This is a genomic window from Blastococcus sp. SYSU DS0510 (genome assembly GCF_054050835.1).
The window spans coordinates 182658-196445 of sequence record NZ_JBJHAC010000005.1 but is presented as its reverse complement, the minus strand read 5'-3'; the positions used below and the strand labels follow the sequence as shown (position 1 = coordinate 196445).

General features: G+C 74.3%; 17 protein-coding genes. 8 read left to right on the top strand and 9 right to left on the bottom strand.

What is annotated here, in order from left to right; translation table 11 throughout:
• Positions 1 to 289, top strand: a 289-nt coding sequence (locus tag ACI79P_RS06565; protein ID WP_456580220.1) for a uroporphyrinogen-III C-methyltransferase, incomplete at its 5' end; no start/stop codon positions are given.
• Here the strand turns inward: ACI79P_RS06565 and ACI79P_RS06560 are convergent.
• On the bottom strand, positions 286 to 918 hold the full coding sequence (locus ACI79P_RS06560) for a class F sortase (protein ID WP_456580219.1): 633 nt from the start codon (positions 916 to 918) through the stop codon (positions 286 to 288). The two genes, ACI79P_RS06565 and ACI79P_RS06560, sit on opposite strands and share 4 nt — an antisense overlap.
• Positions 896 to 1765, bottom strand: a complete 870-nt coding sequence (locus ACI79P_RS06555) for a hypothetical protein (protein WP_456580218.1) — start codon at positions 1763 to 1765, stop codon at positions 896 to 898. Before ACI79P_RS06555 ends, ACI79P_RS06560 begins: the two co-directional genes overlap by 23 nt.
• A 282-nt stretch (positions 1766 to 2047) precedes the next feature.
• Here ACI79P_RS06555 and ACI79P_RS06550 point away from each other — a divergent pair, with 282 nt between their 5' ends.
• The 3 genes from ACI79P_RS06550 to ACI79P_RS06540 are packed head-to-tail and all read left to right on the top strand — an operon-like array spanning position 2048 to position 4074.
• Positions 2048 to 2926, top strand: a complete 879-nt coding sequence (locus ACI79P_RS06550; RefSeq protein ID WP_456580217.1) for an ABC transporter ATP-binding protein — start codon at positions 2048 to 2050, stop codon at positions 2924 to 2926.
• Positions 2923 to 3777, top strand: a complete 855-nt coding sequence (locus tag ACI79P_RS06545; RefSeq protein ID WP_456580216.1) for an ABC transporter permease — start codon at positions 2923 to 2925, stop codon at positions 3775 to 3777. Before ACI79P_RS06550 ends, ACI79P_RS06545 begins: the two co-directional genes overlap by 4 nt.
• 3 nt (positions 3778 to 3780) lie before the next feature.
• A complete protein-coding gene (locus ACI79P_RS06540; protein WP_456580215.1) occupies positions 3781 to 4074 on the top strand; it encodes a helix-turn-helix transcriptional regulator in 294 nt (97 codons plus the stop codon).
• A 99-nt stretch (positions 4075 to 4173) separates the two neighbouring features.
• On the opposite strand, the gene ygiD is transcribed toward ACI79P_RS06540, so the two are convergent.
• Both ygiD and ACI79P_RS06530 read right to left on the bottom strand, forming a co-directional pair.
• A complete protein-coding gene (gene ygiD / locus ACI79P_RS06535; protein ID WP_456580214.1) occupies positions 4174 to 5025 on the bottom strand; it encodes a 4,5-DOPA-extradiol-dioxygenase in 852 nt (283 codons plus the stop codon).
• Between the two features lie 86 nt (positions 5026 to 5111).
• Positions 5112 to 5807 (bottom strand): (2Fe-2S)-binding protein, encoded by a 696-nt coding sequence (locus ACI79P_RS06530; protein ID WP_456580213.1) that lies wholly within the window; start codon positions 5805 to 5807, stop codon positions 5112 to 5114.
• 133 nt (positions 5808 to 5940) lie between these two features.
• Between ACI79P_RS06530 and acs the strand changes: the two genes are divergently transcribed.
• The 3 genes from acs (at position 5941) to ACI79P_RS06515 (ending at position 9472) form a co-directional block, all read left to right on the top strand.
• Positions 5941 to 7890 (top strand): acetate--CoA ligase, encoded by a 1950-nt coding sequence (gene acs / locus ACI79P_RS06525; protein ID WP_456580212.1) that lies wholly within the window; start codon positions 5941 to 5943, stop codon positions 7888 to 7890.
• 149 nt (positions 7891 to 8039) lie between these two features.
• Entirely contained in the window at positions 8040 to 8540 is a 501-nt protein-coding gene (locus tag ACI79P_RS06520) for a phage holin family protein (protein ID WP_456580211.1), read from the top strand.
• A gap of 5 nt (positions 8541 to 8545) precedes the next feature.
• The gene (locus ACI79P_RS06515; protein ID WP_456580210.1) at positions 8546 to 9472 is read left to right on the top strand and encodes an alpha/beta fold hydrolase; all 927 of its coding nucleotides are present in this window, start codon (positions 8546 to 8548) and stop codon (positions 9470 to 9472) included.
• Positions 9473 to 9587: 115 nt separating this feature from the next.
• Here the strand turns inward: ACI79P_RS06515 and ACI79P_RS06510 are convergent, their stop codons facing one another.
• Genes ACI79P_RS06510 through nth form a run of 5 tightly spaced genes read right to left on the bottom strand, consistent with a single transcriptional unit; the run spans position 9588 to position 13378 of the window.
• Positions 9588 to 10769 carry a MarP family serine protease gene (locus ACI79P_RS06510; RefSeq protein ID WP_456580209.1) on the bottom strand — a complete coding sequence of 394 codons (1182 nt, stop codon included), beginning with the start codon at positions 10767 to 10769 and terminating at the stop codon, positions 9588 to 9590.
• Between the two features lie 2 nt (positions 10770 to 10771).
• Entirely contained in the window at positions 10772 to 11260 is a 489-nt protein-coding gene (locus tag ACI79P_RS06505; protein ID WP_456580208.1) for a plastocyanin/azurin family copper-binding protein, read from the bottom strand.
• Complete coding sequence (locus ACI79P_RS06500) at positions 11257 to 12009, bottom strand: NUDIX hydrolase (protein WP_456580207.1); 753 nt, start codon at positions 12007 to 12009, stop codon at positions 11257 to 11259. Before ACI79P_RS06500 ends, ACI79P_RS06505 begins: the two co-directional genes overlap by 4 nt.
• Positions 12006 to 12578: a TlpA family protein disulfide reductase gene (locus ACI79P_RS06495; RefSeq protein WP_456580206.1), complete on the bottom strand. Its 573-nt coding sequence runs from the start codon at positions 12576 to 12578 to the stop codon at positions 12006 to 12008. Before ACI79P_RS06495 ends, ACI79P_RS06500 begins: the two co-directional genes overlap by 4 nt.
• Entirely contained in the window at positions 12578 to 13378 is an 801-nt protein-coding gene (gene nth, locus ACI79P_RS06490; protein ID WP_456580205.1) for an endonuclease III, read from the bottom strand. Before nth ends, ACI79P_RS06495 begins: the two co-directional genes overlap by 1 nt.
• 99 nt (positions 13379 to 13477) lie before the next feature.
• Between nth and ACI79P_RS06485 the strand changes: the two genes are divergently transcribed.
• Positions 13478 to 13717, top strand: a complete 240-nt coding sequence (locus ACI79P_RS06485) for a hypothetical protein (protein WP_456580204.1) — start codon at positions 13478 to 13480, stop codon at positions 13715 to 13717.
• Positions 13718 to 13788 lie beyond the last annotated feature (71 nt).

Below are 13788 nucleotides of genomic sequence, written 5' to 3'. Positions count from 1 at the left end.
GCCCCCCGACCACCCCGCATCCCTCGTCGACTGGCCCGCCCTGGGCCGCCTCCGCGGCACCCTCGTCGTCCTCATGGGCGTCGACACCGCCCCCGCCATCGCCGCCGCCCTCATCCAGCACGGGCGCGCACCCGACACCCCCGTCGCCGTCGTCTCCGACGGCTCCACCCCCACCCAGCGCACCCTGCGCACCACCCTCGCCGGCCTCCCCGCCACCCTCACCGAGCACACCGTCCGCCCCCCGGCGGTCTGGGTCGTCGGCGAGGTGGTCGCGCTCGCGGAGGGTTAGGCGCCCTCGGCCAGGCTCGCGAACACCACGGTGTTCTCGGTGCTGGTCCCCGCGGCCTCGTCGAACTCGCCGCCGCAGGTCACCAGCGCGACGTCGGCCTCCGCCGGGTGGCCGTTGAGCGCGTCCGAGAGCGCCGAGGTCCCCTTGTCCAGGCCGGTGAGGGGTTCGCCGAGCACGCTCAGCCGCAGGACCGCGCCCTCGGCGTCGCGCAGCACGACCTCGTCGCCGGGGGCGAGCTCGTGCAGACGGTTGAAGACGGCCTCGCCGCCGTCCTGCTGGTGCCCCAGGACCACCGCCATCCGACCCGAGCCGGGCGCCGGGCCGTCGGACCACCACGAGGTGGTCAGCATCGACTCCGGGACCCCGTAGCCGTCGACGGTCTGCCCGGTGAACGGGTTCTCGTAGGCCACCGTGCCTCGGGCTTCGACCACGGTGTCCACGCCGATGGCCGGGATGGCCAGCCACGCGGGCACGATCGGCCCCGCGGCCGCCTCCTCCGACAGCGCGAACACCGCGTCGTCCCCGGCCGGCGGGCGGGCGGTGACGACCCACAGCACCGCGAGGCCGGTCGCCAGTACGACGAGGAAGGCCGCGACGGTGCGGAGGTCAGGCGCCCGGGTCGGCCGCACGACGGGACCTCAGCCGACCGGCGCTCCCCGCACCGGCCACGACGGCGAGCGCCAGGGCGCCCAGCGCGGGCGGGACGCCGTCGTCCTCCTGCTCCGCACCGGTGGGGGCGTACCCGGGGTAGGTGACGGGCTGCGCCACCGGGTGCTCGACCGGCGCGGGCACTGCGGGCGCCGGGGCGTGCGGCGGCTCCGGCGAGGGAGCCGGCGGCTCCTCCTCGGCCGGCAGCGCCGGGGCGCAGGTGGGCAGGGTCTCGGCCAGCAGCTGCAGACCCTCGACGACGGCGGAGTCGCTGACCAGCGCGGGGTCGAGGGCGCCCTGCAGCTCCTCGCCGAGGCCGAGCAGCCCCTCCAGCCCGCCACCGCCGGCCACGCCCTCGAGCGCGTCGCGGAGGTCGGCGACCACGTCGACCAGCTCGACGGGGACGGCCACGAGCCCCTCGACCACCAGCTCGACGGAGTCCACGATGCCGGTCACGCAGCTCTCGGGGAGCCCGAGCGCCGCGCCCAGCTGCTGCAGCGCCGCCTCCAGCTCGGCCGGCACCGCCACGGCGGGCACGGGGACGACGTCGGGCTCCCCGTCGTCGTCGCCGGGCTCCCCGTCGTCGTCGCCGGGCTCCGCGCCCTCCTCGGCGGGTGCGCCGGGGAGGCCCGGGGCCTCGGGGACCACGGGGACGGAGCCGTCGCCGGCCACGCCCTCCAGGATGTCGTTCACCGGCTGCAGCGGGTCCGCCGGCTCGTCCGCACGGGCGAGACCGGGAACGGCCACGAGCGCGGCGGCGAGCCCCGACGCGACCAGGGCCCGGCGGCCGCGCGGCCGTCCGGGGCGGTGCAGGGAACGCGACGACAAGGAGTGCCTCCCGGTACTGGTACGTGTTACGCCACTTGCACACACGTAACGAGGCCGCGCGCCGGAGGTGACGGATCCGTCCGTCCTCGCGGAGCGTCTTCGCTCTCCGCAGCCGGACGGTGACGCCCACATGGCCGTCGGCGACGCCTCGCTCGGTGCACTGGTGCTGCAGATATAGCAGACCTACTATCTGGCGCACAGACGAGCGCACAGGGATGTGGCGGCATGGGTCCTCAGCGGGACACGTCAGGCGAACCGGTCGTCCGGACCCGGGGGCTGCGGATGGCCTACGGCGAGCAGGAGGTCCTCACCGGCGTCGACCTCGACGTCCGCCCGGGCGAGGTGGTCTGCCTGCTGGGTCCCAACGGCGCCGGCAAGACCACGACGATCGAGATCCTCGAGGGCTTCCGGCTGCCGTCGGCCGGCGAGGTGCAGGTGCTCGGGGAGGACCCGGCCACCGCGGGCGACGCCTGGCGCGCCCGCGTCGGCGTGGTGCTGCAGTCGTGGCGCGACCACGCCCGCTGGACGCCGCGCCGGCTGCTCACCCAGCTGGGCGGCTACTTCACGCCCTACTCGACCCCCGAGCGGCCCCGCCCGTACGACGTCGACCACCTGCTGGCCACCGTGGGGCTCGGTGAGCACGCCGACCGCAAGATCGGGACGCTCTCCGGCGGCCAGCGCCGCCGGCTCGACGTCGCCGTCGGCATCATCGGCCGCCCGGAGCTGCTCTTCCTCGACGAGCCGACGGCCGGCTTCGACCCGCAGGCCCGGCGGGACTTCCACGACCTGGTGCACCGGCTCTCCGACCTGGAGGGGACGAGCATCCTGCTCACCACCCACGACCTGGCGGAGGCGGAGAAGCTGGCCGATCGGATCCTCATCCTCGCCCACGGCCGGATCGTCGCGTCCGGCAGCGCGGAAGAGCTGACCCGCCAGGTCGCCGGCACGGCCGAGGTGCACTGGGCCTGCGGCAGCGAGCGCTACGTGCACCCGACCGACGACGTCGTCCCGTTCGTGCGCCGGCTCTTCGAGGAGCACGGCGACCGGCTCACCGACCTCGAGGTCCGCCGCGCCAGCCTCGAGGACACCTACCTGGCGATGGTGCAGCGCTTCGAGTCCGGCAGTCCGGCCGGACCGGTCCTGGAGGAGGTCGCCCGATGAACCCCACCCGGCACGCCATCGCGCTCGGCCTCCGCCGCGGCTGGACGGAGTTCCTGCTCAGCCTGCGCAGCCCGCAGGACCAGGGCTTCTACCTGTTCACCGCCGTCGGCACGCTGGCCTACCTCTGGTTCAACCGCGACAACGAGCTGGAAGGCACCGGGCTGATGTACCCGACGTACGCCCTGCCGAGCATCCTCGGGGCGCTGGTGGCCTTCGGCGTGGTCATCGGCCCGGCGTTCGCGCTGGCCATGGAGCGCGAGGACGGCACGCTGCTGCGGCACAAGGCGCTCCCCCACGGCATGCCGGGCTACGTGACCGGGCAGCTGACCTACCACTCCCTCGGCCTGTTCCCGTCGCTGCTGACCATCCTCGTGCCGAGCCTCCTGCTCTTCGACGGCCTGATGCACGGCGGCGCGGCCGGGTGGGGCACCGTCGCCTGGGTGATCGTCCTCGGCATGCTCGCCACCCTGCCGCTGGGCATGATCCTGGGGTCGGTGGTGCCGAGCACGCAGAAGGTGGGGACCTGGGGGATGCTGCCGGTCCTGCTGCTCACCGCCATCTCGGGCATCTTCCTCCCGATCCAGGTGATGTGGGGCTGGGTGCAGGCGGTCGCCCAGGTCTTCCCGATCTACTGGATCGGACTCGGGCTGCGGTCGGCGTTCCTCCCCGACTCGGCGGTCACCGTGGAGCTCGGCGACTCGTGGCGGACCGGTGTGACGGTGCTCGTGCTGGCCGCCTGGGCGGTGTTCGGTGCGCTGGTCACCCCCCGGGTGCTGCGCCGCATGGCCCGCCGGCAGTCCGGGTCGCAGGTGCAGGCGGCCCGCGAGGCCACCCTGCAGTGGGTGCACTGATCCGTGGCACCCGAACGACCCACCGGTGACCGCACCGGCGACGCCGTCCACAACCGGATCGCGCTGCTGCGCGCCGAGCAGCAGGTGACCCGGCGGGAGCTCGCCGATTCGCTCGGCGTCCACTACCAGACCGTCGGCTACCTGGAGCGCGGCGAGTACAACCCGAGCCTGCACCTGGCGCTGCGCATCGCCGAGTTCTTCGGCGTGCCGGTCGAAGCGGTGTTCTCGACCCGGCCCTTCCCCCGGATCACCGACCTCCACCGCGCCCCCGCCGAGGAGGGCCCCCGCACCGCCTGAGCCTCACCCGCGGGAATGGCCCCGGTGACGTGCTGGAACGGCCCCTTCGCAGGGACCCGCCCTGAGCCTGCGGAGGGTGGGGGGCGACGGGGTCCTTCCTCAGATGTTGGCCCCGTCCGGGGGCGGACCCTCGGGCAGCGCCGCGGCGACGCCCGACCCCGACACCTCGGGAGCGTCCATGCCCACGCTGTAGGCGGTCATCGACAGCGAGCCGTAGGCGTACCCGTCGACGAGCACGTCGACCGGCGCGGAGGTGGCACCGGCGACGCCTGCGACGTAGAGCAGCGGGAGGAAGTGGTCCGGCGTCGGGACGGCGAGGTCGAAGTCGCGGTGCCCGTCCAGCCGGCCGAGGTCGGCGGGGTCGGTGAGCATGCGCTCCTTGGCGGCCTCGTCGAACCGCTGCGCCCAGTCGAAGCCGGCATCGGGCAGCGCCCGGCTGACGCCGCCGAGGTTGTGCACGACGTTGCCGCTGCCGATCACCAGCACGCCGTCCTCGCGCAGCGGCGCCAGCGCCGCCCCCAGCTGGAGGTGGTAGTCGAAGGGCTTCAGCGCGTTGATCGACAGCTGCACCACGGGGATGTCGGCGTCGGGGAAGGCGTGCATCAGCACCGACCACGTGCCGTGGTCGATGCCCCAGCTGTCGTGGTCGGCGCCCACCCACGTCGGGTGCACGATGTCGGCCACCTCCTCGTACAGCTCGGGCAGCCCCGGTGGCTCGTACCGCACGTCGAAGAGCTCCCGCGGGAAGCCGAAGAAGTCGTGGATGGTGCGCGGCCTGGGCATCGCCGTGACCGCGGTCGCCTGCACGTACCAGTGCGCGGAGACGACCAGGATGGCCCGGGGCCGGGGCACGGATCGGCCGAAGGCCCGCCAGGCCTCCGTGTAGCGGTTGCTCTCCAGGGCGTTCATCGGGTTGCCGTGACCGAAGAACGCGGCAGGCATCACGGGCATCGCTGACCTCCGCTCTCGTGGCGTCGGCCGATCATCTCCCGCGGTGCCTCGCGGTGCGACGTCGCGGCCGCACCCGGAGCGACCGCTCAGCGGGGCAGCCGGCGAGCCGCGTCCTCGAGCAGGATCCGCCGCTCGGCCGGCGGGCGGCGGGGGCAGGACAGGCAGGTCGCGCCGTGCGGGAGGCGGTCGACCAGGCAGCAGGACGCCCGCGAGGTGAACAGCACGCCGTCGACGTCGACGTAGCGGGGCACCGGCAGCGGCGGACCGACCGCCCCGGCCAGCGGGACGGCGAGGGCGGTGACGGCGGCGACGTCCCCGAGGGCCCGCCCGAGGGTCAGCAGCCCGTTGGCCAGCGAGTCGGTGGCGATCGCCCACAGCGGCCGGGGCCGCATCGCCCCGGCCTCGGCCAGCGCGGTGATCACCGCCGACAGCGTCTCGCGGAGCCCGGTGGCCGGGTCCTCCCCGGCCGCCGACGACAGCGCGGCCACCGGGAGCCCGCCCGGGCCGAGGAAGACGGTGACGTCCCCGGGCCGCCCCGACAGCGGCCGGCCGGCGGCCAGCCCGGCCAGCACGGGGGCCATGAGCACCGCCGACGCCGAGTACCACCACACCGTGGCCCGCACCCGCAGCTCGCCGGCGCCCCGGGCCGTGAGCAGGCGCCCCAGCAGCACCGGGTCGGCCAACCGCTCCACGGGGACGGCGAGCGCCCCCGGCGGGGGGACCAGGCCGAGGGCCGCGGCGCCGGGGATGCGGGCTGCGACCTGCGCCTGCGGACCGCTCACCGGGCCAGTGTGGCCGGTCGTCGCTCCGCGCGTCTCGTGGGGCAGACGACCGGGCGCTACGGCCATACGGTGTGTCGTGGAACACGCTGCACCGCCGCGGGTGGCACGCGGCGCCGGACTCGGGAGGGACCCCATGAGCGAGACGACCCAGGTGGACGGCCGGACCTTCGCGCCGCCGGAGGCCCTCGCGGCCCAGGCGAACGTCGGCCCCGACGTCTACGACGAGGCCGCCCGCGACCGGCTGGCGTTCTGGGAGTCCGCGGCGCGCCGGCTGACCTGGGACCGGGAGTGGGACGAGGTGCTCGACTGGAGCAACCCGCCCTTCGCCAAGTGGTTCGTCGGCGGCAAGCTCAACGTGGCCTACAACTGCGTCGACCGGCACGTCGAGGCCGGGCACGGCGAGCAGGTGGCCTACCACTGGGAGGGCGAGCCGGGCGACACCCGCACGATCACCTACGCCCAGCTCAAGGACGAGGTGAGCAAGGCCGCGAACGCGCTGACCGAGCTCGGCGTGAACGCCGGTGACCGGGTGGCGATCTACCTGCCGATGATCCCCGAGGCGATCATCTCGATGCTGGCCTGCGCGCGCATCGGTGCGGTGCACATGGTCGTCTTCGGCGGCTTCTCCGCCGACGCCCTGGCGAGCCGGCTCGACGACGCCGGCGCCGTCCTGGTCATCACCGCCGACGGCGGGTACCGCCGCGGTGCGCCGAGCGCCCTCAAGCCCGCCGTCGACGACGCGGTGGGTCGCAGCCCCGGCGTCCGCAACGTCCTCGTGGTGAAGCGGACCGAGCAGGACGTGGAGTGGACCGAGGGCCGCGACCTGTGGTGGGACGACGTCGTCGGCCGGCAGTCCACCGAGCACGCGTGCGAGTTCTTCGACGCCGAGCACCCGCTCTACATCATGTACACCTCGGGCACGACGGCGAAGCCGAAGGGCATCCTGCACACGTCCGGCGGCTACCTGACCCAGGTCGCCTACACGCACTGGGCGACGTTCGACCTCAAGCCCGACACCGACATCTTCTGGACGGCGGCCGACGTCGGCTGGGTGACCGGCCACAGCTACATCGTCTACGGGCCGCTGGCCAACCGGGCCACCTCGGTCATGTACGAGGGGACACCGGAGACGCCGCACCGCGGCCGCTGGTTCGAGCTGATCCAGAAGTACGGCGTGACGATCCTCTACACCGCGCCCACGGTGATCCGCACGTTCATGAAGTGGGGCGAGGACGTCCCGGCCGGCTTCGACCTGAGCTCGCTGCGGCTGCTCGGCTCGGTCGGCGAGCCGATCAACCCTGAGGCGTGGCTCTGGTACCACGAGCACATCGGCGGCGGCCGCTGCCCGATCATGGACACCTGGTGGCAGACCGAGACCGGGGCGCACATGCTCACCCCGTTGCCCGGCGTGACCAGCCTCGTGCCCGGCTCGGCCCAGCACCCCTTCCCCGGCATCTCCGCGAAGGTCGTCGACGACGAGGGCAACGAGCTCACCGACGACTCCACCGGGCTGCTGGTGCTCACCGAGCCGTGGCCGGCGATGCTGCGCACCATCTGGGGCGACGACGACCGCTACGTGGACACCTACTGGTCGCGGTTCGGCCCGAACGTCTACTTCGCCGGGGACGGCGCCAAGAAGGACGCCGAGGGCAACATCTGGCTGCTCGGCCGGGTGGACGACGTGATGAACGTGTCCGGCCACCGCATCTCCACGACCGAGGTGGAGTCCTCGCTGGTCGGCCACCCGACGGTCGCCGAGGCCGCCGTCGTCGGCGCCAGCGACCCGACCACGGGCCAGGGGATCGTCGCCTTCGTCATCCTCCGCGGGAACGCCGAGGACTCCGGCGACGAACTGGTGCAGACGCTGCGCAACCACGTGGCCCGCGACATCGGTCCGATCGCCAAGCCCCGCCAGATCATGGTCGTACAGGAGCTGCCCAAGACCCGCTCCGGGAAGATCATGCGCCGGCTGCTGCGCGACATCGCCGAGAACCGGGAGCTGGGCGACGTCACCACGCTGACCGACTCGTCGGTGATGAACATGATCAAGGAGAAGCTCCCCACCGCCCCCGCGGAGGGCTGACCCCACGGGCACAGGAAGCTCTCCCTGCGTCTCGACCCCCGGGAACGCAGGGAAAGCTTCCTGTGCCTCCCCGAGATCAGGACGCGCTCCCGGTGATCATGGGGCACGATCGTCCTGACCAGCACCGCCCGACCGGAGGAGAGCCACCCGTGGCCCACAGTGTGTCGACCACCCGCACCGACGGCAGCAGTGCGGCGGCCGAGCCCTCCATCGGCACGCTGGTGCAGAGCGCGATGGCCGACGTCTCGACGCTGGTGCGCAACGAGATCGAGCTCGCCAAGGCGGAGATCGGTGCCTCGGCGAAGAAGGGCGGCATCGGGGCCGCCTCGTTCGCCGTGGCCGGCGTGCTCGCCGCCTTCGCCGGCATCTTCTTCTTCATCGCCCTGGCCGAGCTCCTCACCTGGCTCGGCCTCGCGCGGTGGATCTCCTACGCCCTCGTCTTCCTCCTGCTGATCACGCTGGCCGGCATCGCCGCGCTCGTCGGGAAGAAGATGATCAAGAAGGTGGAGAAGCCGGAGCGCACGATCGAGTCGCTGCGCGAGCTCCCCGAGGTCATGCACCGCGAGGCCCCCGGCGCCCGGCACCGCGAGGTCCCCGTCGTGACCGGCGGCAAGGTGGAGCTGCGCGGCAACGGGCCCTACCGGGTCTGAGGCCGATGACCGTCCCGCCGGACGGCCGTCCCGACGCCATCAGCGTCCTGCTCCCGGGTCCGTGGACCCACCGCGACATCTCCGCCAACGGCGTGCGGCTGCACGCGGCGGAGGCCGGGGACGGGCCGCTGGTCCTGCTGCTCCACGGTTTCCCGCAGTTCTGGTGGACCTGGCGCGCCCAGTTGACCGGGCTGGCCGAGGCCGGGTTCCGGGTGGTGGCGCCGGACCTGCGGGGCTACGGGGCGAGCGACAAGCCGCCCCGTGGGTACGACCTGCCCACCCTCTCCTCGGACGTCGCGGCGCTGGTGCGGGCGCTCGGTGAGCGCGACGCCGTCGTCGTGGGGCACGACTGGGGTGGCCTGCTGGGCTGGACGGCGGCCGCGCTGCACCCGCGGGTGGTCCGCCGGCTGGTGGTCGTCTCGATGGCGCACCCGCGGCTGCTGCGGGCCGGCATGACCGACCGCCGGCAGCGCCGGGCGCTGCGGCACGCGCTCGGCTTCCAGCTGCCGCGGCTGCCCGAACGGCGGATGACCCGGATCGACGACGACCCCGTCGCCGACCTGATGCAGCGCTGGGCCGGCCAGGAGTGGGCCCGCACGGCGGACTTCGCCGCGGCGGTGGAGCGCTACCGCGCCGCGGCGCGCATCCCGCAGGCCGCCTACGGGGCGATGGAGTACTACCGCTGGGCCGGCCGGTCGCAGCTGCGCCCCGACGGGCTGCGCTACGCCCGCCGGATGGCCGCCCCCATCACCGCTCCGACCCTGCAGCTGCACGGCGCGGACGACCCCTACGTCCTCCCGGGGACGGCGCGCGGCTCGGGCCGCTACGTCGCCGGCGCCTACGAGTGGCGCGAGCTCCCCGGCATCGGCCACTTCCCGCAGGAGGAGTGCCCCGACGAGATCACCCGGGCCATCGCCGCCTGGGCCGCGTAGCGCAGCGGAGCGGCCCGCGGTGAGCGGCTGGAACGGCCCCTGGTGAGCGGCTGGAACGGCCCCTTCGCAGGGCCCCGGCCTGAGCTTGCGAAGGCTGGGGGGCGAAGGGGTCCTTCTACTCGCAGGGCCCGGTCGGGACCTCGGTGCGCGCGACGTTGCCCGCCTCGGCGGCCCCGGCGACCTGGGGGCCGGTGAGCGCGTAGCCGGTCTGCGGGTCGTCGATCGCCGAGGCGAAGACCACGCCGAGCACGCTGCCGTCGGGGGCGAACAGCGGCCCGCCGGAGTTGCCGGCGCGCACCTGGCCGAACAGGGCGTAGACGTCGCGGACGACGGTCTGCGTGTTGCGGAAGTCGGGGCCGCTGATCTCGCCGCGGTCCCGCACGCGGGCGGGCCCGACGTACAGCGGCCCGCCGCCGGGGAAGCCCATGATGATCGCGTCGTCGCCGGAGTCGGCCGTGCCGGCGCTGAACCGCAGCGGCACCTGCGGCAACCCGGGCACGGCGAGGACCGCGACGTCGATCTCCTCGTCGACCACGACCGGCACTGCGTCGTACTCCCGGCCCTCGGCGACCACGACCGGGTCGCTGACGCCGGCGAGCACGTGGGCGTTGGTCATGACGCGTTCCGGCGCGTAGACGAAGCCGGAGCCGTCGATCTGCCGCGAGCAGGACGGCGCCACGCCGCGGATCCGCACCACCGAGCCCTGGACGGACTCGACCACGGTGCTGTTCTGCAGCCCGGGGTCGGGGGCCGGGACCTCGCGCGCCTGCGTGGGGGTCAGCGGGTCGAGGACGTCGGGCAGCCCGCGCCGGTCGATGGCCTCGCGCAGGTCCTCGTAGACGGTGCGCACCTCGTCGGGGACGACCTCGTCCACGGCCTGCACCAGCGCCGACTGGCGCACCTGCCCGGCCACCTGGGGGAACGGCGAGCTGGCCAGCGGGGAGGCGACCATCCACGCGACGAGCAGCACCGCGGCCGCCGACACCACCGCTCCGGCGACGGAGTCGACCATCTTGGCCGGCTCCCACGTGACCCGGGAGCGCAGCGCCCGGCCCGCCGCCCCCGCCAGGATCTGGCCGAGCAGCGCTCCGGCGAGCACGACCACCAGCGCGGCGAAGACCCTGCTCACGCTGGAGCCGTCGATGCGGTCGGCGACCGGCCCGGCCAGCTGCGCGCCGAGGACGGCCCCGCCGAGGAAGCCGAGGATCGAGGTGGCCGAGACGAGCAGGCCCTGCCGGAAACCGGAGAGGGCGAACACGAGGGCGAGCGTGATGAGCAGCAGGTCGACCAGGGACACCGCTACCCGCTGACCGTCATCGTGCCCACCTGCCCGAGCTGGAGGTGGAAGGTGCAGGCGAAGGGGTACTCGCCCGGCGTCGTCACCTCGAACTCGATCGTCTCTTCCTCACCGGCGGCGAGCAGGGAGATCCCGGCGTCGACGGGCTCGGGCAGCTCGGCGTCGGTGAACTCGAGGTTGTGCGGCATGCCCTCGGCGACGTTCACGAGGGTCAGCCGCACCCTCCCCGGCTCGACGGTGAAGGTGGCGGGGGTGAAGACGTAGTCGTCCTGCGTCTGGAGGGTGACCTCCTGGACGCCGTCCTCGGCGATCGTCACCTCACCGAGCCCCTCGGCGGCCGGCGCCGCGGTCGTCTCCGCCGCCGCGCCGCCACCGCCGCCACCGCATCCGGTGACCAGGACCAGCGCGGCTGCGACCGCCACGGCCTTCCCGCGCGGGCCCGCCGCGAGCCGGCCAGCGGTGGTGGGCAGGGCGGTCCTCCTCGCGCTCATCGGGGCCGAACCGTACGCGCCGCGGCGCCGTCGGGCGCGGGATCGGCCACCGTCGGCGCGGCGGTGTCGCTCGCCGGGTCGTCGTCCCCGGAGCCGGGCAGCGTGTACGGGCGGAGCCGCACCGGGTCGATCGGCCGGACGTCGGCTGCGTTCCACGGCCGGGCCAGCCCCGCGGCCTCGAGGATCGCGTCCAGCAGCCCGGCGGTGAAGCCCCACACCTCCATGTCGGCGACGCAGAACGCCGGCCCGATGAAGCCGGCCGGGTGCCGTACGCGGTAGCGGTTGGCCGGGTCGACGAGGTCGGCCAGCGGCACCCGCGCCACGCGGGCCACCTCGTCGGGGTCGCCCACCGTGACGTCGCGCGGGTCGTCCCACCAGCCCACGACGGGGACGACCAGCCGGTTCGACGGCGGCAGGAAGAGCTCCTGGAGGGTCGCCACGACCCGCACCCCCTCCGGGTCGACGCCCGCCTCCTCGTGCGCCTCGCGCAGCGCGGTGCCCACCGGGAAGTCGTCCCCCGGGTCGACCCCGCCCCCGGGGAACGCGGGCTGACCCGCGTGGCTGCGCAGGTGCGCGGACTTCTCGATCAGCAGCAGGTCGGGCCCGGCCGGCCCCTCGCCGAACAGGATGAGGACGGCGGAGCGGCGCGCGGTCGCGGTGGCCTGCGGCATGCGGTGGCGCAGCGGGAGGTCGTCGGCCCGCTCGACCAGCCGCTGCAGGTACGCGGGCAGCCCGTCGGCGGCGGTCACAGCTGCACCCCCAGGTGCTCGGTGACCAGCCCGCGGAGCTCGTCCACCGAGCTGACCGGACCCGCTTCGGTGTGCACCAGCCCGCCCTCGGCGTCGAGGAAGTAGGTGAACGGCAAGGCGTTCAGGCCCAGCTCCGCCATCAGCTGCCCCTCGCCGTCGTACGCGCTGGGGAAGGTGACGCCCGCGTCCTCCGCGAACGAGGCGGCCTGCGGCAACCCGTCCTTGCTGATCACGCCGACCATCCGGACGCGGTCACCGGCGAGCTCGGAGAACTCCTGGAGCAGCGGCATCTCCTCCCGGCACGGCGGGCACCAGCTGCCCCAGAGGTTGACCACGGTGGGGACGCCGGGGGCGCGGGCCAGGTCGAGGGACCCACCGCCGGGGCAGTCGAAGGACAGCGGGGGCAGGAGCTCGGCTCCGGCGGCCGCGGCGCCGGGCTGTTCGGGGCAGGCCGTCAGCGCCTCGGCCGGCGGGGACGACGACGGCGCAGCGGCCGCTCCCCCGCCGTCGTCCGAGGTGCAGCCGGCGAGGGCGAGCAGCCCGACCGCGGTGAGGGCGAGGCGGCGCATCACTCGGTGTCCGAGGCGCTCGGGGTCTTCACGAGCGTGAGCGCCCGCTCCGGGTCGACCGGGCCGATGCCGAACGAGGGGCACCACTGGGCCAGGCCGCAGGCGCCGCAGGCGGCCTTCTTCGCGTGGCACACGCGGCGGCCGTGGAAGATCACCCGGTGGCTGAAGTCCGTCCACTCCTTCTTGGGCACCAGCTGCGCGATCTCCGCCTCGACCTTGACCGGGTCCTCCTCCGCCGTCCAGCCGAACCGGCGGACCAGGCGGCCGAAGTGGGTGTCCACGGTCAGCCCCGGGACGCCGAACGCGTTGCCCAGGACGACGTTCGCCGTCTTGCGCCCCACGCCGGGCAGCGTCACCAGGTCGGCCATCCGGGCGGGCACCTCGCCGTCGAAGCGCTCGACGAGGGCCTGGCTCAGCCCCAGCACCGAGTTCGCCTTGGCGCGGAAGAAGCCGGTGGGCTTGAGGATGGTCTCCAGCTCCTCCCGGTCGGCGCCGGCGAGGGCGACCGCGTCGGGGTAGCGGGCGAAGAGCGTCGGCGTCACCTTGTTGACCATCTTGTCGGTGGTCTGCGCCGACAGCACCGTGGCGACCAGCAGCTCGAAGGCGTTGGTGAAGTCCAGCTCGCAGTGCGCGTCGGGGTGGATGACGGCCAGCTCGCGGGCCATGCGGCGGGCTCGGCGGGTGCGGGCCAGCGGGGTCTCCTCCGGGTCGTACGGCGACGCCCCGGTCAGTGCGACTGGGGTGGGGCGCCGGACCCGGGTGGGGCGCGCGTAGGCCGGTGAGGACGCGGGGGCGGACACGCGGTCGAGGGTATGCGGCCCTGCTGACCGTCTCCCGGCGTGCCATGATCGAGGACGGTCCGCTTCCCCCGTCCCGCCGACGAAGCAGAGGAGATCGGGATGGTCGCCCTCAGTGTCATCCTCTTCCCGCCGCTGCTGATCGCCTTCCTGCTGGTGATGGAGCGGGTCGAGGAACCCCTCCGCCGCCCGGCGTCGCCGCGCGAGGTCAGCGAGTTCCTGGACACGGCCACGCCCGGCGAGGTCGACACCCTGGCCACCTCGGGCATCCGGCGGGCGCTGTTCCGCTGGCGGCGCCGCCGGCACCGCAGCCGGCGTTCCGAGAACCCGCCCCTGGTCTGAGCGGCCCGGCTGTGGCGCCGGTCATCTCGCTCCGAGGAGGGACGACCGGACCACCGAACGGGTGACCGACC